Here is a 20,357-nt window from a genome sequence, read left to right as displayed (position 1 = left end):
TCATATGCCGGATTAGACTGGATAGGGTAGAATTATCCGCTTCTACCGACCGTTTTCAGGTGACTTGCCCATGTTCAGCCGTGACTTGACCCTTGCCCGCTACGACGCCGATCTATTTGCTGCCATGCAACAGGAGGCCCAGCGTCAAGAAGATCACATTGAGCTGATCGCCTCTGAAAACTACACCAGCCCCGCCGTAATGGAAGCACAGGGCAGTGTACTGACCAACAAATACGCCGAAGGCTACCCAAGCAAGCGTTACTACGGTGGCTGCGAATACGTGGACATCGTCGAGCAACTGGCCATCGCCCGTGCTAAAGAATTGTTCGGCGCAGACTATGCCAACGTGCAGCCCCATGCCGGTTCCCAAGCCAACAGTGCGGTATTCCAAGCGCTGGTACAACCGGGCGATACCGTACTGGGCATGAGCTTAGCCCACGGTGGCCACCTGACCCACGGCGCTTCGGTGAACTTCTCCGGCAAAATCTACAAAGCCGTGCAGTACGGTCTGAATACTGAAACTGGCCTGATTGATTACGACGAAGTAGAACGTCTGGCCGTTGAGCATCAGCCTAAGATGATCATTGCTGGTTTCTCAGCTTACTCTCAGGTTTTGGACTTTCCCCGTTTTCGTGCCATCGCCGATAAAGTAGGCGCTTACCTGTTTGTGGATATGGCTCACGTGGCCGGTCTGGTAGCGGCGGGCGTATACCCCAACCCCGTGCCTTTCGCCGATGTAGTGACCACCACCACCCACAAAACCCTGCGTGGCCCACGCGGTGGCCTAATTCTGGCCAAAGCCAACGAGGAAATTGAGAAAAAACTCAACTCGGCAGTATTCCCCGGCGGTCAAGGCGGCCCCTTGATGCACGTCATCGCGGCCAAAGCCGTGTGTTTTAAAGAAGCCCTGACTCCTGAGTTCAAAACCTACCAGCAGCAAGTGGTGAAAAACGCCAAAGCCATGGCTCAGGTGTTTATTGATCGCGGCTTTGACGTGGTATCTGGCGGTACAGAGAACCATCTGTTTTTGTTATCCCTGATCAAGCAAGATATCACCGGCAAAGACGCAGACGCGGCTTTAGGTCGTGCTTTCATCACAGTCAACAAAAATACCGTTCCCAATGATCCACGTTCACCTTTTGTAACCTCTGGCCTGCGGATCGGAACCCCTGCGGTCACTACCCGGGGCTTTACTGAAGTGGAATGCCGCGAACTGGCGGGCTGGATCTGCGATATTCTGCAAAACATGGGTGACGAATCGGTAGTGGATGCGGTACGCGAGAAGGTTCAAGCCATCTGCACCCGTCTGCCGGTCTACGGTCGCTAATCGCTTTAAGCTAAGGCTGTCCTAAGACAGCCTTAGTGTTCTATACAGGCAGGCAAACTCCTGTACCTCGCAAACCACAGTATCCTTCTGGATTTTTGGCCAAATACTGCTGGTGATAGGCTTCGGCGTAGTAAAACGGCGGAGCGTCCGCAATCTCTGTGGTGATGTTCGCAAAACCTGCCCGCACTAATAAGGGTTGGAAATGCGTCCGGCTTTCCTCGGCTAAGGCTCGTTGCTCTGCATTCATGCAATAAATCACCGAGCGGTATTGAGTCCCCACATCATTCCCCTGACGCATCCCCTGTGTGGGATCATGCCGAGCCCAGAACACCTTAAGCAAATCAAGGTATTCAATCTGTCTAGGGTCGAACACTACCCGCACCACTTCAGCATGGCCGGTTAGTCCCGAACAAACTTCCTCATACGTGGGATTGGGCGTGTGTCCGCCTGCATAGCCTGCTGCTGTTGTCCAAACGCCTGGTAACTGCCAAAAGCAGCGCTCTACACCCCAAAAACACCCCATTCCAAACACCGCCTGCTGTAAAGGTTCTGGAAAAGGGGGAACCAAAGGATTTTGGGTCACAAAGTGCTGTTTTGGTACGGGCATGGGAGTCGTGCGTCCCGGTAAGCATTGATCGGGCGTAGGGAGAGGCATTGTTTCTAAGATGGAACGCATCAAAAACTCCTCCTAAGTATTCCCAGCACACTGGAAAAGGCCTGCTATTTCAGTCGCTTACTATTGCTGATAGCGTTGCAACTGAGCCACCAGCTCTGGCCCCGGAATGGGGCGGTCAAACAAATAACCCTGCCCAATATCACAGCGCTGTCGTCTTAAAAACTGCAATTGTTGTCCTGTCTCCACGCCCTCGGCTACCACTTTAAGCCGCAGGTTGTGGGCCATCGCAACCACAGCGGAGGTGATTTCCATATCGTCTTGATTATCGGGAATATCTTTAACAAAGCTGCGATCAATTTTGATCACATCAATCGGGAATTTTTTCAGGTAACTTAAGGAGGAATAGCCCGTGCCAAAATCATCCATCGCTAGGGTGATGCCCATAGCCTTGAATTCATTCAGCTTTCGATGGGTCATGTCGGTGGCATCCAGTAACAAGCTTTCGGTCAGCTCCAACTCCAACAAATGGGGCGGAAGCTGTTCCTCCTGCAATATGGCACGCAGCTTATCCACCAGATCAGGGTCAGCAAATTGACGCGGAGATAGGTTGATTGCCATGTGCAGCTCACCCATTCCCAGATGATATAAATGCGCACCCATACGGCAGGCTTGGCGGGCGGCCCAATTACCGATGGGGACAATCAGCCCGGTTTCTTCGGCTACCGGGATAAATTGATCGGGGCGAATCATGCCACGCTCGGGATGATTCCAACGCAGTAAGGCTTCCATCCCCACCAAACGTCCTGTGCGTAGACACACTTTCGGCTGGTAGTACACGGCCAACTCGTTCTGACTTAAAGCTAAACGCAGATTATTTTCTAAAAACAACCGAAATTCAGCTTCAGCATTTAGGGTTTCACTAAAAGCTTGGACTTGATTCTTGCCGTTGGTCTTAGCTTTACGCAAAGCCAATCCAGCATGTTTTAGCAAAGCTTGAGGGTCATGGCCGTGGATTGGAGCACAGGCTAACCCCACCGAACCGCTGATATTGATTTGCTGATCGTCGATGCAAATAGGATCATCCAAGCTACAGACCAATTGCTGGGCTAAAGCCAAACCGCTTTCAAAATCGGTCTCATACATCAGTATTGCAAATTCATTACTGGCAAAACGCGCCACAAAACCGTGTAACCCCAAAGCGCTATGCAAACGTTGAGCAAGACGTACCAACAGCTTGTCGCCTATGTTATGGCCAAAGCTGTCGTTAATACGTTTGAAGTTATCCACATCTACCAACAGCAACGCCAAATGCTCATCGTGCTTATGGGTTAAGCGTGCTTCTAACTGCTGAATAAAGCAGATTCGGTTGGGTAATCCCGTTAGGCTGTCGGTATAGGCCAAGCGCTCAATCTGTTGGCGCGCTAAACGAGCTTCCGTAATATCTTCATAAATGATGATGTAATGGGTGAGATGCTGCTGCTCATCAAAAATCTTGGAAACGGACAAATGACCCCAATAAGGCGTTTGGTCTTTACGCCGGCTGCAAAACTCGCCCTGCCAACTGCTGTTACAGGCTAAAGAGCCCATCGCATCACGCAAAATGCGCCCTAGGTTTTCCAAAGCAGGTAGGTCAGCTAGGTGGCGGCCTTGAACCTCTTCTGCGGTAAATTGGGTAATGGTGGTAAAGCTGGGATTGGCGTATTCAATACGCCCGCTTCTGTCTATCAACAAGCAGGCACTGGATGTCTGATCAATCGCCCGCTGAAATAAATGCCGCGAATGGTTGGCATCCAAACAGCGCTGATTAGCCATCAATTGGGCAAAATGGTCTGCTAACTCTTTGGCGAAGGCGGTTTCATCCAAATGCCATGCGCGCTGATGATCCATCTGCTCTAAACGTAAGACACCGACCAAGGCTCCTGCATTGCGGATTCCAACCTCCAATACAGACATCACCTGACGGCTTTGAAAATCCTCCAGCCGCTCACAGGTTCTAGGATCATTCCAAGCGTCACGCACATCAAGGACACGCTCTAGGTTAAGCGCCTCCCAGTATTGTGGGCATTGGTGTGCATCTAAGGGAGGGCTCGACATCTCCTCGGTACGGGAGGAGCGCGCCAAAGGCAGAAATAGGCCATTCTGGATCAACCATAGACTGGCCCGGCTGACACCGCAGGTGTCTACAGCAGCTCGAACAATAAGACAAGCGGCTTCCTGTAAAGAAGATTGGCCATAGGGCCGACTGGCCAACTGGGCTATGAGGCGTTGTTGGGCGCGTGCTCGACCAATCTGTTGCATTGGGTCTCGTACCATTGGCTCCGACATTCCTCCAGAAATCACCAAATGACCCTGCAATAAAGAGGAGTCCAATCCTTCCATTTGCCCACGTCCAGAAGCTTCCATAACCTTTGGGACACTCGCCGGTGATCACTGACCGGATAGTAGCCTTTTTGCATCATTTGATGCGCTATATCTTTGTATAATAGCTGCCGAATTGGCTCAGTTAAGTCTATATGCTGAGCATAGGCTATACCCTCAGCTAGGCTCAATGCTGTGATATTTCGCTCAAGCTCGCGGGGCTCCCTTGTGGATGCTAAAAAACAGGATCTCCAAGCCAAGGTGTGTTCACGCACGAAACTTAAAAACCCAAGCGGAGCAGTCCTTGGAATTAACGGTGACCCATCACAAAGGTTCTGGGTTTTTAATGCTCTATAGCGGGGTATCGACCATTGGATATTCACATTATAACCGCTCGAATGGCGTTTGATGTTGGAGTAAAACCCAGACTTATTCGACAAGCCTAAGCAACCACAAACAGGTTCAAACACACTTATTTTTATTGTTAATTATCCGAGACACTCAAAAAACTTACCGCACCCGAACCAAAGCTATCCTTTAGCTTTTATCAAACATTCCAATAAAAAACGAGCCCTCTTTAATTATTTATAAAGGGGCTCGTTCGTAGGAGCGAGAAGCTATTAGAAATTACAGCAGCAGAGTACGGATATCGGCCAGCAGCTCACCCAGACGGCGGGTAAATTGAGCCGCTGAAGCTCCATTGATGACGCGGTGGTCGTAGGACAGCGACAACGGCAGCATCAGGCGAGGCTGGAAGGCCTTACCGTCCCAAACCGGTTGCATGGTGGCTTTGGAAACACCGAGGATTGCCACTTCCGGCGCGTTGACGATCGGCGTAAAGCCGGTGCCGCCAATGTGACCGAGGCTGGAAATGGTGAAGCAAGCACCTTGCATGGCATCGGGAGACAGCTTTTTGCTGCGCGCTTTAGCGGCCAGCTCAGCGGCCTCGGCGGCCAGTTGCAGCAGGCTCTTTTGGTCGACGTCACGGATGACGGGAACCAGCAGGCCATCGGGTGTATCCACGGCAAAACCGATGTGCACATACTTCTTACGAATCAGCGCCGCGCCACTGGGGGCCAAGGAGCTGTTGAAGTCGGGCATTTCCTTCAGCATGTGGGCACAGATTTTCAGCAGAATCGGCAGCAGGGTCAGTTTGACACCAGCTTTTTCTGCGACGGCTTTCTGTGCAATACGGAAGGCTTCCATCTCGGTGATGTCGGCGGACTCAAATTGAGTCACGTGGGGCACGTTCAGCCAGCTGCGGTGCAGGTTGGCTGCACCTACCTGCATCAGGCGCGTCATCGGCACTTCTTCAATCGCACCGAACTTGCTGAAGTCCACCGCAGGAATTGGCGGAATGCCAGCACCGCCAGTAACCGCTGCACCACCGGCCGATTTGCCTTGTTGCAGGATGGTTTTGACGTACAGCTGTACGTCTTCCTTCAGGATACGACCTTTGGGGCCAGTGGCCGGAACCACGGCCAGATCTACGCCAAACTCACGAGCCAGCAGGCGCACAGCGGGGCCGGCGTGTACTTTGCTGGCATCCTTAGCCGGAGCCGCCGTTACAGGCGCTGGAGCAGCAGCGGCCGGAGCTTTTTCAGCGACAGGAGCCGGAGCTGCTGCCGGTGCAGCGGCTTTAGGTGCAGCTGCTGGAGCAGAAGCCGCTGAAGTCACCTTCAGATTCAGAATCAGATCACCGGTGGCTACTTCAGCATTCAATTGAACGCTGACGCTTTCCACCACACCCGCGACGGGTGAGGGAATTTCCATACTGGCTTTGTCGGACTCCAGAACAATCAAGGATTGCTCAGGGCTGACACTGTCACCCGCTTTGACCAAAACCTCGATGACCTTGGCTTTGCCCGCAGAGCCGATGTCCGGAACACGAACTTCCTGCAGGCTTTCCACGGTGGCGGCGGCCGGAGCTGCCACAGGGGCGGGCTCAGCGGCTTTGGCGGGCTCGGCCACAGGGGCCGGTGCAGCAGGAGCCGCGGCGCTGGCGCCCTCGGCTTCCAGCTCCAGAATTTCGTCGCCTTCTTTAATCTTGTCGTTCAGGTTGACCTTGATGCTTTTCACCACGCCGGCAAAGGGCGCAGGGATTTCCATGCTGGCCTTGTCGGATTCTAGGGTCAGCAGGCTTTGGTCGGCTTCCACACGGTCGCCTACCTTAACGAACAGTTCAATAACGGTACCAGCACCGGTGCCAATATCGGGTACGCGAATCACTTCACTCATGGTGCGTCTCCTTAGCAGTCCAGTGGGTTGAGTTTTTCAGGGTTGATGCCAAAGCGTGCAATGGCTTCACCCAGAACGCGTGCTTCTAATTCGCCCCGATCGACCAGCGCTTCCAGAGCGGCCAAAACCACCCAGTAACGATCGACCTCGAAGAAGTGACGCAGTTTTTTGCGGCTGTCGCTGCGGCCAAAGCCGTCGGTGCCCAGTACCTTGTACTCGTGGCTCGGAACCCACTGACGAATCTGATCCGCAAACAGCTTCATGTAGTCAGTAGAGGCAACCACAGGGCCTTTACGTCCACCTAAGCACTGCTCAACGTAAGTCTGCTTGGGCTTCTCGGACGGATGCAGGCGGTTCCAACGCTCAACGGCCAGACCTTCGCGGCGCAGTTCGTTGAAGCTGGTGACGCTCCAGACATCAGAGGCGATACCGTAGTCTTCACGCAGGATTTTCGCGCCTTCGATGACTTCACGCAGGATGGTGCCAGAGCCCATCAGCTGAACGTGATGCGCGGCGTCGCGCTTGTCTTCTTCCAGCAGGTACATGCCTTTGATGATGCCCTCTTCCACGCCTTCAGGCATGGCCGGGTGGGCATAGGCTTCGTTCATGACCGTGATGTAGTAGAAGATGTCCTTCTGCTCTTCGGTCATTTGACGGATGCCCTCACGGATGATCACCGCCAGCTCGTACGCGAAGGTGGGATCATAAGTGCGGCAGTTCGGAACGGTGGAGGCCAGAATGTGGCTGTGACCGTCTTCGTGCTGTAAGCCTTCACCGTTCAGGGTGGTACGGCCTGAAGTACCGCCGATCAAGAAGCCACGGGCACGGCTGTCGCCTGCGGCCCACGCCAGATCGCCGATGCGCTGGAAGCCGAACATGGAGTAGAAGACGTAGAAGGGCAGCATGGGCTGGTTGTGGATACTGTAGGCAGTACCCGCGGCAATCCAGCTCGACATCGCGCCGGCTTCGTTGATGCCTTCTTCGAGGATTTGGCCTTTCTTATCCTCGCGGTAGAACATCACTTGGTCTTTATCCACAGGCTCGTACAGCTGACCTACGGAGGAGTAGATACCCAGCTGACGGAACATGCCTTCCATACCGAAGGTACGGGCTTCGTCCGGGATGATGGGGACGATACGGCTGCCCAGATCCTTGTCTTTAACCAATTGCGACAGGATACGCACGAAGGCCATGGTGCTGGAGATTTCGCGATCGCCGGTACCGTCGAGGATGGACTTCAGGGTTTCCAGCGGCGGAGTCGGAATGCTGATGCTGCGCGCGCGGCGCTGAGGAACAAAGCCACCCAGAGCTTCACGGCTCTTACGCAGGTACTTCATCTCTGGACTGTCAGCGTCCGGACGATAGAAGGGCAGCTTTTCCAGATCTTCGTCTTTCACCGGAATGTCAAAACGGTCACGGAAGACTTTCAGGCTTTCCGCATCCACTTTCTTGACGTTGTGGGTGATGTTCTTCGCTTCACCGGAGCCGGTGCCGTAACCCTTAATGGTTTTGGCCAGAACCACGGTGGGTTGTCCGCTGTGGTTGACAGCTTCGTGGTAGGCTGCATAGACCTTGAATGGGTCGTGGCCGCCACGGTTGAGCTTCCATACCTCCTCATCGGAGAGGTTTTCCACCATCTTCAGCAGACGCGGATCGGCCCCGAAGAAGTGCTCGCGCACAAACTTGCCGTTGTTGGCCTTGTAGTTTTGGTACTCGCCGTCGACGACTTGGTCCATACGGCGTTGCAGTGCGCCTTCTTTGTCTTGGGCAAACAGTGGGTCCCACATGCGGCCCCAAACCACTTTGATCACGTTCCAGTCAGCGCCACGGAACACGCCTTCCAGTTCTTGGATGATCTTGCCGTTGCCGCGTACCGGGCCGTCCAGACGTTGCAGGTTACAGTTGATCACGAAGATCAGGTTGTCCAGCTTCTCACGACCGGCCAGTGCGATGGCACCTAAGGCTTCGGGCTCGTCGGTCTCACCGTCGCCTAGGAAGCACCAGACTTTTTGCTTACCGGCAGGGATAAAGCCACGATGCTCCAGATACTTCATGAAGCGGGCTTGGTAGATCGCTTGGATCGGGCCCAGACCCATAGATACGGTGGGGAACTGCCAGAAGTCCGGCATCAGCCAAGGGTGTGGGTAGGAGGACAGGCCTTCACCATCCACTTCTTGGCGGAAGTTGTTCAGTTGGTCTTCACTGATACGGCCTTCCAAGAACGCACGAGCATACACGCCGGGGGCGGTGTGGCCTTGGAAGTAAATCAGGTCGCCGCCGTGTTCTTCGGTCGGGGCTTTGAAGAAGTAGTTAAAACCGACGTCATACAGGGTGGCACTGGAGGCAAAGGAGGAAATGTGGCCACCCAAATCAGGGTCTTTTTTGTTGGCCCGCATCACCATCGCCAGCGCATTCCAACGTACCAAGGAGCGAATGCGGCGTTCCATGAACAAATCGCCAGGCATGCGTGCTTCGTGGGTAACAGGAATGGTATTGCGGTAGGGCGTGGTAATAGCGTAAGGAAGTTGTGTTCCTGTACGGCTGGCTAACTCGCCCATGCGGGTCAGCAGATAATGAGCGCGATCTTCACCTTCACGGTCGAGGACAGATTCAAGGGCATCCAGCCACTCTTGAGTTTCGACAGGATCAAGGTCTTGCATGCTTTGCTCCAGTGCAGAAAAGGCTTCCACAATCGGTTACCTGTTTTTCACTACCGACTTTTTGGGTCGGCGTGTATGTTCTTGGCATTTTTATTGGCTGGTGGGCCGGCGCTTGTAGTTTTACTACAAAACTCAAAAGGATTCAGCCCCCTTTAATAAAAATTTAGTAGTCACACTACAAAGCCTTAGCTATTGCAGGGATTTTTGTTCCACCTCTGAGCCCAAAGCCTCAGAGACTTTGCTAGAGGAAGAGCGCATGCGATCTACACAGGTTGTTCTACCAAAGTCTTTAACCCACCTTGCCCAACGCACCGAGGCGCTCATAGCCCATACAGAAAGCCTAGCTCAGGAATACGACAGTACGAATCTTTGCATCCGTACTTGGATCAAGGATCAACGCAGCAACCTAGAACGGCTGGTAGCTGCCAGCGATTTTATGTTCGAACAACTGCTGCGCCAGCCGCACTTGCTGCCAAAACTGATCGCCGCCAACCTGTTGCATCAACCCCTATCCACCGGCAGTCTGCGCCAATCCTTAGCTACGACCTTAGAAGGCTGTAACGATGAAACCCAATTGGCCCAAGCATTACGGCAATTTCGCCAGATGCACCAAGTGCGCATCATTTGGCGCGATCTAACTTACCAAGCAGATTTAACCGAAACCTGTCGCGATCTATCGGATTTAGCCGATAACTGCATTGATCTGACCTATCAGTGGTTATATACCCGCTTCTGTGCCCAATATGGGATACCGCGCAACATTCAGGGGCAAGCGCAACATTTGGTAGTACTGGGCATGGGCAAGCTGGGAGCCTATGAACTGAACCTATCTTCCGATATTGACCTGATTTTTGCCTATCCCGAAACCGGCGCTACCGATGGCGCTAAAGAGCTGGATAACCAAACCTTTTTCGTCCGTTTAGGCCAAAAGCTAATTAAAGCGCTGGATGCCATCACAGTGGACGGTTTTGTATTTCGGGTGGATATGCGTTTGCGGCCTTACGGCAGCTCAGGGGCTTTGGTATTTAGCTTTGCTGCGCTGGAGCAGTACTACCAAGAACAAGGCCGTGACTGGGAACGTTACGCCATGATCAAAGCCCGTGTTGTAGCGGGCGATCAGCAGGCGGGGCAGCAGTTGATGGAGTTATTGCGGCCTTTTGTGTACCGGCGTTACTTGGATTTTTCGGCCATTGAATCCTTACGCGCCATGAAGCAGCTCATCGCTCAAGAAGTGAAGCGCAAGGGCATGGCCGAGAACATTAAGCTGGGAGCCGGTGGCATTCGGGAAGTGGAATTTATTGCCCAAATGTTCCAACTGATCCACGGCGGACGCGACAGTAGCTTGCAACAACGTCCGCTGCTTGGTGTATTGGCGACCTTGGAAACCCGAGGCTATCTGCCCAGTGAAACCGTCACCGAGCTACGCGAAGGCTATTACTTTCTGCGTTATCTGGAACACGCACTACAAGCCATCGCCGACCAACAAACCCAAGTGTTACCGGACAATCCGACCGATCAAGCCCGAGTGGCTTTGATGCTGGGTTTTGCCGACTGGCCCAGCCTAATGCAGCAACTGAAGCATTGGCGAGATCGGATTAACGCCCATTTTCAGCAAGTGATTGCCTGCCCTAAGGAAGACACCGAAACGCAGGCGTTAACAGAGCCCGCTCCTCGTCCAGCCAGTCAATGTTTGACTTGGGGGGAAGAGTGGTTAGAGAAGGATGCTCAGCAGCAACTTCACCTCTTGGGGTTCAGTCAGCCTGAAGCCGCCGCCCAACGCCTCAAGGCGCTACATCAAGGCAGCCAAAGGCGCAGTATGCAAAACTTGGGGCGCGAGCGATTAGACGCTTTTATCCCGCGTCTGGTCTGCCGCATCGCGCTACAACCCGATCCCGATTTGGTACTCAGCCGTGTGCTACCGCTGGTGGAAGCCATCGCCCGCCGCTCGGCCTATCTGGTACTGCTGACTGAGAATCCCGGAGCCTTAGAGCGCCTGCTGAGCCTGTGCGGAGCCAGTGCTTGGATTGCCGAGCAAGTCACCCGTTTTCCGCTGCTGCTGGATGAATTGCTGAATGCTGAGCGCCTGTACGCACCACCGGCGGCTCCTGAGTTAGCCGCCGAGCTCAATGAGCGCCTGATGCGTATTCCCGAAGAGGATTTGGAGCAACAAATGGAAGCCCTGCGCCATTTCAAGCTGGCCCATAGCCTCCGGGTAGCCGCTTCAGAGGTGGCGGGAACTCTGCCCTTGATGAAGGTTAGCGACTACCTGACGTGGCTGGCCGAGGCCATTTTGGAGCAAGTCCTAGCGCTGGCGTGGAAGCACACCACCGCCCGACATGGACAGCCCAAACGCCGCGACGGAACCCTCTGCAATCCTGATTTTATCATCGTAGGCTACGGCAAATTAGGGGGCATTGAACTCGGTCACGGTTCGGATTTGGATTTGGTGTTTATCCACAACGGCGATCCGAATCAGGAAACCGACGGCCTGAAACCCATCGACGGCGCGCAGTTTTTTATCCGTTTGGGACAGCGCATCATCCACTTACTGACGACCCAAACGGCTTCCGGCCCGCTGTATGAGGTGGATATGCGCCTACGGCCTTCTGGGGCAGCGGGGTTGTTAGTCAGCACCCTATCCCACTATGCCCAGTACCAAAGCCAAGAGGCGTGGACGTGGGAACACCAAGCCTTAGTACGCGCCCGCCCAGTGGCCGGTTGCCGCGAACTCTCAACCGCCTTCCAGCTCATTCGCAATCAGGTGTTAGGACGAGCGCGAGATCTTAGCCAATTGGCCCATGAGGTCAGCGAGATGCGGGCCAAAATGCGCACGGCATTGGGAACCAGTGCTACCCACGGCGGAACCACCCCTGAAGCCTTTCAGCCCGATCATCGCTTCCACCTCAAGCATGATGCGGGTGGTATCGTGGATATCGAATTTATGGTGCAATACGCCACACTAGCGTGGTCGCATCAGTATCCCGAGCTGCTGCGCTACACGGATAATATCCGCATTCTCGATGGTTTGGAGCACACAAAGCTCTTGCCTGTGGCAAGCGTTCAGGCGCTCCAGAACGCCTATAAGGCCTATCGCGCAGCGGCGCACCGGCTGTCCTTACAACGGCAACCCGGTGTGGTAGCAGGAGATCAATTTCATCACGAGCGCCAAAGCGTTCTGCGTATCTGGCACTCGTTGGGGCTGTCCTAAAGCAGCCTGCCCTTGCACACATACCTAAACTGGCGAAGAAAATCTGAGGAGCTGGCAAGATGTCGATGGCCGACCGTGATGGTGTCATCTGGTACGACGGTGAACTGGTTCAGTGGCGCGATGCGACCACCCATGTTCTGACCCACACCCTGCACTACGGCATGGGCGTATTTGAAGGAGTGCGCGCCTACCAAACCCCGGCAGGTACCGCTATTTTCCGCCTGCACGCCCACACCGATCGTCTGTTTGATTCGGCACATATCATGAATATGAAGATGCCGTACACCAAAGAGGAAATTAACGAAGCCACCCGCGCTGCGGTGCGTGAAAACAATCTGGAAAGCGCCTACATCCGTCCGATGGTGTTTTACGGAAGTGAAGGCATGGGCCTGCGTGCCAGCGGCCTGAAAGTCCACGTGATTGTGGCCGCTTGGCACTGGGGCGCGTACATGGGCGATGAAGCGCTGGAGATGGGCATCAAGGTGCGTACCAGCTCCTTCACCCGTCACCACGTCAACATCAGCATGACCCGCGCTAAGTCCAACGGCGCCTACATCAACTCCATGCTGGCGCTGCAAGAAGCCATTTCCGGCGGTGCGGATGAGGCTTTGATGCTTGACCCCGAAGGCTATGTGGCCGAAGGTTCGGGCGAAAACATCTTCATCATCAAAGGCAATGTGATCTACACCCCCGAAGTCACCTCCTGCCTGAACGGTATTACCCGTAATACCGTACTGACGCTGGCGGATGAGCTCGGCATTAAGATCATTGAGAAGCGCATCACCCGCGATGAAGTCTATATCGCTGATGAAGCTTTCTTCACTGGCACCGCCGCTGAAGTCACCCCAATCCGTGAAGTAGACGGTCGTCAAATCGGTGCCGGTCGCCGTGGGCCGGTGACTGAGCGTCTGCAAAAAGCCTACTTCGATCTGGTTAGCGGCAAAATCGCCAGCCACACCGAATGGCGCACCCTCGTTAAATAAGCTTAACGCCCTTCGGCAAGCAGGAGTTTTGATTACCACTCCGTGCTTGCCGTTTGAGGCTGATGGCGTGAAGCTGTTTTTCTATGAATATATTGATTATCGGCCCCAGTTGGGTAGGCGACATGGTGATGGCGCAAACTTTGTTTATGCGCCTGCGTGAACAGCATCCCGACTGCGCCATTGATGTTCTGGCCCCCGACTGGAGCCGCCCGATTTTAGAGCGCATGCCCGAAGTACGGCAGGCGCTTAGCTTTCCCCTTGGTCATGGCGTGTTGGATTTAGCCAGCCGTCGCCGCATTGGTCACAGCCTGTGCGGGCAATATCAACAGGCCATAGTGCTGCCCAACTCCCTCAAATCAGCTCTGGTTCCTTTTTGGGCCAATATCCCTAAACGTACCGGCTGGCGCGGCGAATGGCGCTATGGATTGCTAAATGATGTACGGGTTTTAGACAAGGCCCGCTATCCCCTGATGATTGAGCGCTTTATGGCTTTGGCTTATGCGCCGAATACGCCTTTACCTCAGCCTTATCCGCGTCCTCAGTTACAGATTGACTCTAACTTGCGGCAGCAGGCTTTAGAGCGTTTTGCATTGGATACTCAACGCCCCGTATTAGCCTTGTGCCCCGGTGCAGAATTTGGTGAAGCCAAGCGCTGGCCCGCTGAATATTACGCACAGATTGCCGCCACCCGTATCGAAATGGGCTGGCAGGTATGGATCTTCGGTTCGCAAAAAGATCATCCGGTAGGTGAAGCCATTAAAGCCGCGCTCACCGAACAGCAAGGCCAATCCCTACACAATTTGGCGGGAACCACCGGATTAGCCGAGGCCATCGACCTGCTGTCCTGTGCCCAAGCGGTGGTGACTAATGACTCAGGCTTAATGCACGTAGCCGCCGCTTTAGGTCGTCCCTTGGTGGCAGTGTATGGCTCTACCTCTCCCGGCTTTACCCCACCCTTAGCAGAGCAAGTTGCCATTGTGCGCTTGGGCCTCGACTGTAGCCCCTGCTTTGAGCGCACCTGCCGTTTTGGACACTACGATTGCCTACGCCAACTGCCTCCTGAGCAGGTAGAACAGGCGCTGAACGCCCTATTGACCCAAGGAACTGAGGTGCATTAAGTGCGTGTGCTTTTGATTAAAACCTCCTCCATGGGCGACCTGATCCACAGCTTTCCCGCTCTGACTGACGCACAACGCGCCATTCCCGGTATCCGTTTCAACTGGGTGGTGGAGGAAGGCTTTGCTGAAATTCCGAGTTGGCACCCAGCGGTGGATCAGGTGATTCCGGTAGCTATTCGGCGCTGGCGCAAACAACCGCTGAAAACCTTGCGCTCTGAGGAATGGAAAGGTTTTAAGGCCCGCCTGCGAGCAGCCTCCTATGACTTAGTGATTGACGCCCAAGGATTGCTGAAAAGCGCTTGGCTGACCCGCTATGTCTCGGCCCCGATTGCCGGCTTTGACAAAAAATCCGCCCGCGAGCCGCTGGCCAGCTACTTTTATGACCGTACCTATGCCGTTGCCCGCCCGCAACATGCGGTGGAGCGCGTGCGCCAGTTATTTGCTCAGGCACTGGGCTACGAGCTACCGGAAGGTTTAGGGGATTATGGCTTGGATAAAAGCCGCTTTGCCGGCACCAGCCTTTCAGCGCCCTACATCGTCTTTTTGCACGGCACGACTTGGCCCAGCAAACACTGGCCCGAAGCCTACTGGCGCAGCCTTGCAGAACGCCTGAATGCTCAAGGCCAATCCGTTTGCCTGCCTTGGGGCAATGATTTGGAGCGCGAACGGGCCGAGCGTATTGCCGCTGACTTAGCCGCCGTTCAGGTATTACCCCGCCTCAATCTGCTGGGCGTGGCTCAAACGCTGGCGCAAGCTCAAGCCTGCGTTGCTGTAGATACCGGACTAGGACACCTTGCCGCAGCTTTGGATACGCCCTGTGTTTCCCTGTACGGCCCTACTTTACCCAGCAAGGTGGGCGCTTACGGTAAACATCAGGTACATCTGTGCGCCAGCGGCCCCCAAGCAGGCTCAGGTAATCGCCATGCCACCTGCATGGACAGCCTAACGCCGGAGCAAGTTGAACAGGCCCTGCTTCCCTTACTTGGCTCTAAGGAATCCCTCTGATGCAACTGGCCTTTATCCTCTACAAATACTTTCCCTTTGGGGGACTGCAACGGGACTTCATGCGCATCGCCTTGGAGTGCCAACGCCGAGGCCATCAGATTCGCGTGTATACCCTGCGCTGGGAAGGTGAAGTCCCTGAAGGCTTTGAGCTGCATGTGGTTCCGATCAAGGCATGGTTTAACCACACCCGTAATGAGCGTTTTAATACCTGGGTGCTGGAGGATTTAAAACAGCGTCCCGTAGATCGCGTGGTGGGCTTTAACAAAATGCCGGGGCTGGATCTGTATTACGCGGCCGACGCCTGCTTTGAGGATAAGGCCCAAACTCTACGCACCCCGCTGTACCGATTCTGGGGCCGTTACAAGCACTTTGCCGAGTACGAGCGCGCGGTATTTGCCCCCGAATCCCAATGCCAGATTTTGATGATCTCCGAAATCCAGCAGCCGCTGTTTATCAAGCATTACCACACCCCCGCTGAGCGCTTTCACTTGCTGCCACCCGGCATCGCTCAGGATCGCCGAGCCCCAGCTAATGCCGCAGAGATTCGCGCCGAGTTTCGCCGTGAATTTGCCCTGAGCGATGAGGATTTGCTGCTGGTACAAATCGGCTCCGGGTTTAAAACCAAGGGGCTCGACCGTAGCTTGCAGGCCTTAGCCGCACTGCCTAAGGACTTACGCCAGCGCACCCGTTTGATCGCCATCGGTCAAGACGATCCGCGCGCCTTTCTACTGCAAATCAAAACCCTCGGCTTGGAGCAGCAGGTACAAATCCTCAAAGGGCGCAGCGATATTCCGCGCTTTTTGCTGGGAGCCGATTTATTGATTCATCCAGCCTATAACGAAAATACCGGCACCGTACTCCTGGAAGCACTGGTTGCCGGTCTGCCCGTTTTAGTCACCGATGTATGCGGTTATGCGCGCTATATCCAAGAGGCGGGTTGTGGCTTGGTACTGCCTAGCCCCTTTGAGCAACCACAGCTCAACCAAGCCTTGACCGAGATGCTGTCCAATCCTGAAGCACGGGTGCGCTGGTCACAGGCAGGATTGGCCTATGCGGATACTGCTGATCTGTACTCCATGCCGCAGCGCGCCGCGGACTTAATCCTCAACCTAGGGGTTCAGGCATGACCTTGGAACTGCGTCCTCCCTTTGATCAACTCTGGGCCAATCAAGATGCCTTTGCCGAGGTGGAACAACTACAGGGGCAGGTATTCCGCGAACTGGAAGGCCGACGCACCCTGCGTACCGAGGTGCGTGGACGAGGTTATTTCGTCAAAATCCATCGTGGTATCGGTTGGCGAGAAATCCTAAAAAATCTGCTCTCCCTGCGCTTGCCCGTGCTCGGAGCCCGTAATGAATGGCGTGCTTTAAAACGGCTAAAAACCGCCGGTGTTCCCAGCATGACAGCAGTGGCCTTTGGTGAGCGCGGTCTTAATCCTGCCACTCAGCACTCCTTTTTGATTACGGAGGAGTTAGCCCCTACCATCAGCTTGGAAGACTTTTGCCTGAGTTGGCCGCAAAACCCACCCAATTCAGCCCTAAAATGGGCCTTAATCGCCGAAGTCGCTCGAATGACGGGAAGGATGCACCGCTCTGGAGTCAACCACCGCGACTGCTACATCTGCCACTTTCTCATGCACACCGATCAGAGTATCACCGCGCACAACCTACGCCTGTCCCTTATTGATCTACACCGCGCCCAAACCCGCCCCCAAACGCCCAAACGCTGGCGTAATAAAGATTTAGCCGCACTGCATTTTTCCGCGCTGGACATCGGTTTGACTCAACGTGATTACCTGCGTTTTTTACGGGGATACTTTCAACAACCCCTGCGCACTATTTTGTCTGAGCAGGCTCAATTATTGATTTGGCTAAGCCGCGAATCCAAACGCCTGTATGCGCGTAAACAGCGTTATGGAGATGCCCTATAAATGGCGGGTTGGAAGCTAAAACCGGCTTATTCAAAGCTAGAATCTGACTTTGGCTCCTTAGAACGGGTGTTTGCACTGCAAGGAGACTGTCTAAGCAAAGACCGTATGTCTGAGGTTATTCGGGTCGAGCGGCAAGGAGTCCGTTATTACGTCAAACGCTATTGGGACGCGGGCAAGGGGCTGAGGCGTTTCTTTGGTAAGCCGCGGATTAAAGGCGAGTGGCAGAACCTACACCATTTTATTCGTTGGGGCGTTCCGACCGCACCCGTCGTAGCCTATGGCCTAGAGCGCCATTTAGGTAGTTTTGTACGCGGCGCTCTGATCACCCAAGAAATCCCAGACACCCAAGATTTAGCCCAACTGGCCAAACAACAGGATGTACGCCTACACAATCGAGCTTGGGTCGCTCACATCAGTCGCCAATTAGCTCAGGCTACCCGCATTCTTCATCACCATCGTTTCACTCACAACGATCTAAAATGGCGTAACTTGCTGGTGAATACCCAAGGGCAACTGTTTTTGATCGACTGTCCTTCGGGAGGCTTTTGGCGAGGCCCTTGGCTCAGCCAGCGAATTACTAAGGATTTAGCGTGTCTGGATAAGGTGGGCAAATATCAGCTATCGCGAACTCAACGCCTGCGTTTTTACCTAAACTATCGGCAACAAGATAGGCTCAAGCCTACGGATAAGCCATTGATCCGCCAGATCGTGCGTTACTTTGAGGGCCGTGAATGAAGGATTTTCTGGCTAAGGAACATGCTGAACGCTTACAGCATCACCAATTAGCCGACTTTGAATCTCTATGGGCTTTGCAACTAGATTGTGTAGATGACCCTAATCTAGGACGGGGAGGTTACAGTATGGTGGCACACCTGTCTGTGGATGGGCATCCTTACTACCTAAAACGCCAAACCAGTCATCTCGCCTATAGCTGGCGACATCCCTTAGGCGAACCTACCTTAGCGCGCGAATTTCGCAATATTCGCCTGTATCAGCAACTCAAAATTCCCGCGTTGCAGGCGGCTTTTTTTGGGCAACGCCGTGTGGGACATGAGCAACGTGCTATTTTGCTCACCCCCGCCCTAGAAGGTTGGTGCGACCTAGGACACTGGCTTAAACACTGGCCTAAACTTGAACCCATACAGCGGCAGCATATTCTGCAAGCCGTTGGGCGATTAGCGCGCCAACTCCACCAACAGCATCTGGTACATGGATGCTTTTACCCCAAGCATATTTTTCTACGCGACTGCGCACAACATTTTGAAGCCTGCCTGATTGATCTGGAAAAAACCCGTCGTCCGCTGTTTTGGCGCGATAACTGTGCCATACGGGACTTAGAACCCTTGATACGCCGCGCGCGCGTCTGGAGCGAGGCCGAGGTGGATGGTCTGCTCAGCGCCTATTTAGAAAACCCAGACTCCATAAACCTGTGGAAAAATAAGCTGCTCAACCGCCAAAAGCATAAAGGATACGGCCAGTGAGGCTATCTGAATTGGCTCAGGCGGGGCGGCAGCCTCCGCTACCGACCTCCTTGGAGTTGGCAGAAGAAAGCCTGCTGATGGAGCGTTGGCTGCGTATCCTTCCGGGGCAACGCTATGTGGGCTGCGCTCAGTGGAAGGAGCAACGGGTACTAGCCAAGTTGCTGGTTGGCCCCAAAGCAGCCAAGCAGTTTCAGCGTGAATATCAAGGTGCTCAATGGCTGATGGAACAGCAGCTCGTAACGCCAAAACTCCTCACCCAAGCGCTGACTCCAGAAGGCGGCTGGCTGCTATTTGAATACTTAGACTCCGCCGTCAGTCTTGAGAGTACGTGGCAAGCTGTGGCCCATCAATGGCCTTTAACGACCGAACAACGGGCCATTCTTAGCCAAGCCCTACACGTTATTGCCAGACTACACCGCGTCGGTTTATGGCAATCCGATCTGCATTTGGACAACCTTTTACAGCATCGGCAACAGCTCTACCTGATCGACGGGGGCGGCGTTCAAGCTGAACACCTAGGCCAAGCTTTATCGGTAGCAAAAATCACCGAAAACCTAGGAATCTTCTTCGCTCAGCTCTCCCCCGAGTTAGAACCGCACTTAGAAACCCTAGTGGCCTTGTATCGACAGACTAACCCTGTGGATCTCTCCATACCGGCTTTGGGTCAGGCCATTGCTAAAACGCGGCGCTGGCGACTGGCCAATTACCTGAAAAAAGCCGGTCGCGACTGCACTCTGTTCCAAGTACAACGTGGAGCGATGGGATTGCAGGCCGTATGGCGCGAAGCTTTGCCCGCATTAGAGCCTCTGGTACATAACCCCGATGCTTATATCAATCAGGGGCATCTGTATAAAACAGGCGGGGCGGCTACCGTGGTACGTATTCAGTACCAAGGGCAACCACTAGTAATTAAACGCTACAACATCAAAAACACCCTGCACTGGCTCAAGCGCTTTTGGCGACCCAGCCGCGCTTGGCACAGTTGGTTAGCCGCTCACCGTTTAATACTGCTGGGCATTGCGACCCCCAAGCCCTTAGCCGTTATGGAGCGCCGTTGGTGTGGATTGCGCGGGCCTGCTTGGTTAATTACCGAGTATTTATCCGGGCCGGACGCCATCAGTTGCTTTGCCCCTTATTTGGACACTCCCCCGCCAACGCATTGGGTACTGGCCTTACAGCGCCTATTTACCGCCCTGATTCGCGAGCGCATCAGCCACGGTGATCTAAAAGGCCACAACCTACTCTGGGATGAATCCCTTGGCCAATGGTCACTGATTGATCTGGATGCCATGCAGCAACACAGCAGTGCTCATACCTTCACTAAGGCATACCGACAGGATAGAGCGCGCTTTCTGCGGAATTGGCCGCAAGACACTAAGCTATATCAGCATTTAAATCAGAGCCTTCCTAATCTTTAAAAACAGCTTGGAACT

Annotated in this window: 14 protein-coding genes; 10 read left to right on the top strand and 4 right to left on the bottom strand. The window is 54.2% G+C overall.

Translation table 11 applies throughout. The features are described from left to right. Nucleotides 1-70 precede the first annotated feature (70 nt). Nucleotides 71-1,327: a serine hydroxymethyltransferase gene (gene glyA / locus LX59_RS08265; protein ID WP_144571378.1), complete on the top strand. Its 1,257-nt coding sequence runs from the start codon at nucleotides 71-73 to the stop codon at nucleotides 1,325-1,327. A 40-nt stretch (nucleotides 1,328-1,367) separates the two neighbouring features. On the opposite strand, the gene msrA is transcribed toward glyA, so the two are convergent. The 4 genes from msrA to aceE all read right to left on the bottom strand — a co-directional run bounded on the left by msrA (nucleotide 1,368) and on the right by aceE (nucleotide 9,199). Further along, the gene (gene msrA / locus LX59_RS08260; protein ID WP_144571377.1) at nucleotides 1,368-2,003 is read right to left on the bottom strand and encodes a peptide-methionine (S)-S-oxide reductase MsrA; all 636 of its coding nucleotides are present in this window, start codon (nucleotides 2,001-2,003) and stop codon (nucleotides 1,368-1,370) included. 60 nt (nucleotides 2,004-2,063) lie between these two features. Then, entirely contained in the window at nucleotides 2,064-4,268 is a 2,205-nt protein-coding gene (locus LX59_RS08255; RefSeq protein WP_425457486.1) for a putative bifunctional diguanylate cyclase/phosphodiesterase, read from the bottom strand. A gap of 660 nt (nucleotides 4,269-4,928) precedes the next feature. Continuing rightward, the gene (gene aceF, locus LX59_RS08250) at nucleotides 4,929-6,539 is read right to left on the bottom strand and encodes a dihydrolipoyllysine-residue acetyltransferase (RefSeq protein WP_144571375.1); all 1,611 of its coding nucleotides are present in this window, start codon (nucleotides 6,537-6,539) and stop codon (nucleotides 4,929-4,931) included. Nucleotides 6,540-6,550: 11 nt separating this feature from the next. Continuing rightward, complete coding sequence (aceE, locus tag LX59_RS08245; protein WP_144571374.1) at nucleotides 6,551-9,199, bottom strand: pyruvate dehydrogenase (acetyl-transferring), homodimeric type; 2,649 nt, start codon at nucleotides 9,197-9,199, stop codon at nucleotides 6,551-6,553. 256 nt (nucleotides 9,200-9,455) lie between these two features. Here aceE and glnE point away from each other — a divergent pair, with 256 nt between their 5' ends. From glnE to LX59_RS08200, 9 genes are all read left to right on the top strand, one after another. Next, the gene (glnE, locus tag LX59_RS08240; protein ID WP_144571373.1) at nucleotides 9,456-12,407 is read left to right on the top strand and encodes a bifunctional [glutamate--ammonia ligase]-adenylyl-L-tyrosine phosphorylase/[glutamate--ammonia-ligase] adenylyltransferase; all 2,952 of its coding nucleotides are present in this window, start codon (nucleotides 9,456-9,458) and stop codon (nucleotides 12,405-12,407) included. Between the two features lie 59 nt (nucleotides 12,408-12,466). Continuing rightward, complete coding sequence (gene ilvE, locus LX59_RS08235) at nucleotides 12,467-13,390, top strand: branched-chain-amino-acid transaminase (protein WP_144571372.1); 924 nt, start codon at nucleotides 12,467-12,469, stop codon at nucleotides 13,388-13,390. Between the two features lie 83 nt (nucleotides 13,391-13,473). Continuing rightward, complete coding sequence (waaF, locus tag LX59_RS08230; protein ID WP_144571371.1) at nucleotides 13,474-14,508, top strand: lipopolysaccharide heptosyltransferase II; 1,035 nt, start codon at nucleotides 13,474-13,476, stop codon at nucleotides 14,506-14,508. Then, the gene (gene waaC, locus LX59_RS08225) at nucleotides 14,509-15,513 is read left to right on the top strand and encodes a lipopolysaccharide heptosyltransferase I (RefSeq protein WP_144571370.1); all 1,005 of its coding nucleotides are present in this window, start codon (nucleotides 14,509-14,511) and stop codon (nucleotides 15,511-15,513) included. Then, nucleotides 15,513-16,640 (top strand): glycosyltransferase family 4 protein, encoded by a 1,128-nt coding sequence (locus tag LX59_RS08220; protein WP_144571369.1) that lies wholly within the window; start codon nucleotides 15,513-15,515, stop codon nucleotides 16,638-16,640. Before waaC ends, LX59_RS08220 begins: the two co-directional genes overlap by 1 nt. Then, nucleotides 16,637-17,443, top strand: coding sequence for a lipopolysaccharide core heptose(I) kinase RfaP (gene rfaP / locus LX59_RS08215; RefSeq protein ID WP_144571368.1), 807 nt, complete (start codon nucleotides 16,637-16,639; stop codon nucleotides 17,441-17,443). Before LX59_RS08220 ends, rfaP begins: the two co-directional genes overlap by 4 nt. Beyond that, on the top strand, nucleotides 17,444-18,178 hold the full coding sequence (locus LX59_RS08210; RefSeq protein ID WP_144571367.1) for a lipopolysaccharide kinase InaA family protein: 735 nt from the start codon (nucleotides 17,444-17,446) through the stop codon (nucleotides 18,176-18,178). Beyond that, nucleotides 18,175-18,924 (top strand): lipopolysaccharide kinase InaA family protein, encoded by a 750-nt coding sequence (locus LX59_RS08205; protein ID WP_144571366.1) that lies wholly within the window; start codon nucleotides 18,175-18,177, stop codon nucleotides 18,922-18,924. Before LX59_RS08210 ends, LX59_RS08205 begins: the two co-directional genes overlap by 4 nt. Further along, the gene (locus tag LX59_RS08200; protein WP_144571365.1) at nucleotides 18,921-20,342 is read left to right on the top strand and encodes a lipopolysaccharide kinase InaA family protein; all 1,422 of its coding nucleotides are present in this window, start codon (nucleotides 18,921-18,923) and stop codon (nucleotides 20,340-20,342) included. Before LX59_RS08205 ends, LX59_RS08200 begins: the two co-directional genes overlap by 4 nt. The last annotated feature ends 15 nt before the right edge of the window (nucleotides 20,343-20,357 follow it).

This window comes from Azomonas agilis (assembly GCF_007830255.1).
Taxonomy (GTDB): Bacteria; Pseudomonadota; Gammaproteobacteria; order Pseudomonadales; family Pseudomonadaceae; genus Azomonas; species Azomonas agilis.
Note: the sequence above shows the minus strand (reverse complement) of the source record. Positions and strands in the feature narration are given on the sequence as shown.

Bases quoted from the DNA above. Each gene is read 5' to 3' on its own strand.
- glyA (WP_144571378.1), top strand. From the start codon at position 71: ATGTTCAGCCGTGACTTGACCCTTGCCCGCTACGACGCCGATCTATTT.
- msrA (WP_144571377.1), bottom strand. From the start codon at position 2,003: ATGCGTTCCATCTTAGAAACAATGCCTCTCCCTACGCCCGATCAATGC.
- LX59_RS08255 (WP_425457486.1), bottom strand. From the start codon at position 4,268: ATGTCGGAGCCAATGGTACGAGACCCAATGCAACAGATTGGTCGAGCA.
- aceF (WP_144571375.1), bottom strand. From the start codon at position 6,539: ATGAGTGAAGTGATTCGCGTACCCGATATTGGCACCGGTGCTGGTACC.
- aceE (WP_144571374.1), bottom strand. From the start codon at position 9,199: ATGCAAGACCTTGATCCTGTCGAAACTCAAGAGTGGCTGGATGCCCTT.
- glnE (WP_144571373.1), top strand. From the start codon at position 9,456: ATGCGATCTACACAGGTTGTTCTACCAAAGTCTTTAACCCACCTTGCC.
- ilvE (WP_144571372.1), top strand. From the start codon at position 12,467: ATGTCGATGGCCGACCGTGATGGTGTCATCTGGTACGACGGTGAACTG.
- waaF (WP_144571371.1), top strand. From the start codon at position 13,474: ATGAATATATTGATTATCGGCCCCAGTTGGGTAGGCGACATGGTGATG.
- LX59_RS08220 (WP_144571369.1), top strand. From the start codon at position 15,513: ATGCAACTGGCCTTTATCCTCTACAAATACTTTCCCTTTGGGGGACTG.
- rfaP (WP_144571368.1), top strand. From the start codon at position 16,637: ATGACCTTGGAACTGCGTCCTCCCTTTGATCAACTCTGGGCCAATCAA.
- LX59_RS08210 (WP_144571367.1), top strand. From the start codon at position 17,444: ATGGCGGGTTGGAAGCTAAAACCGGCTTATTCAAAGCTAGAATCTGAC.
- LX59_RS08205 (WP_144571366.1), top strand. From the start codon at position 18,175: ATGAAGGATTTTCTGGCTAAGGAACATGCTGAACGCTTACAGCATCAC.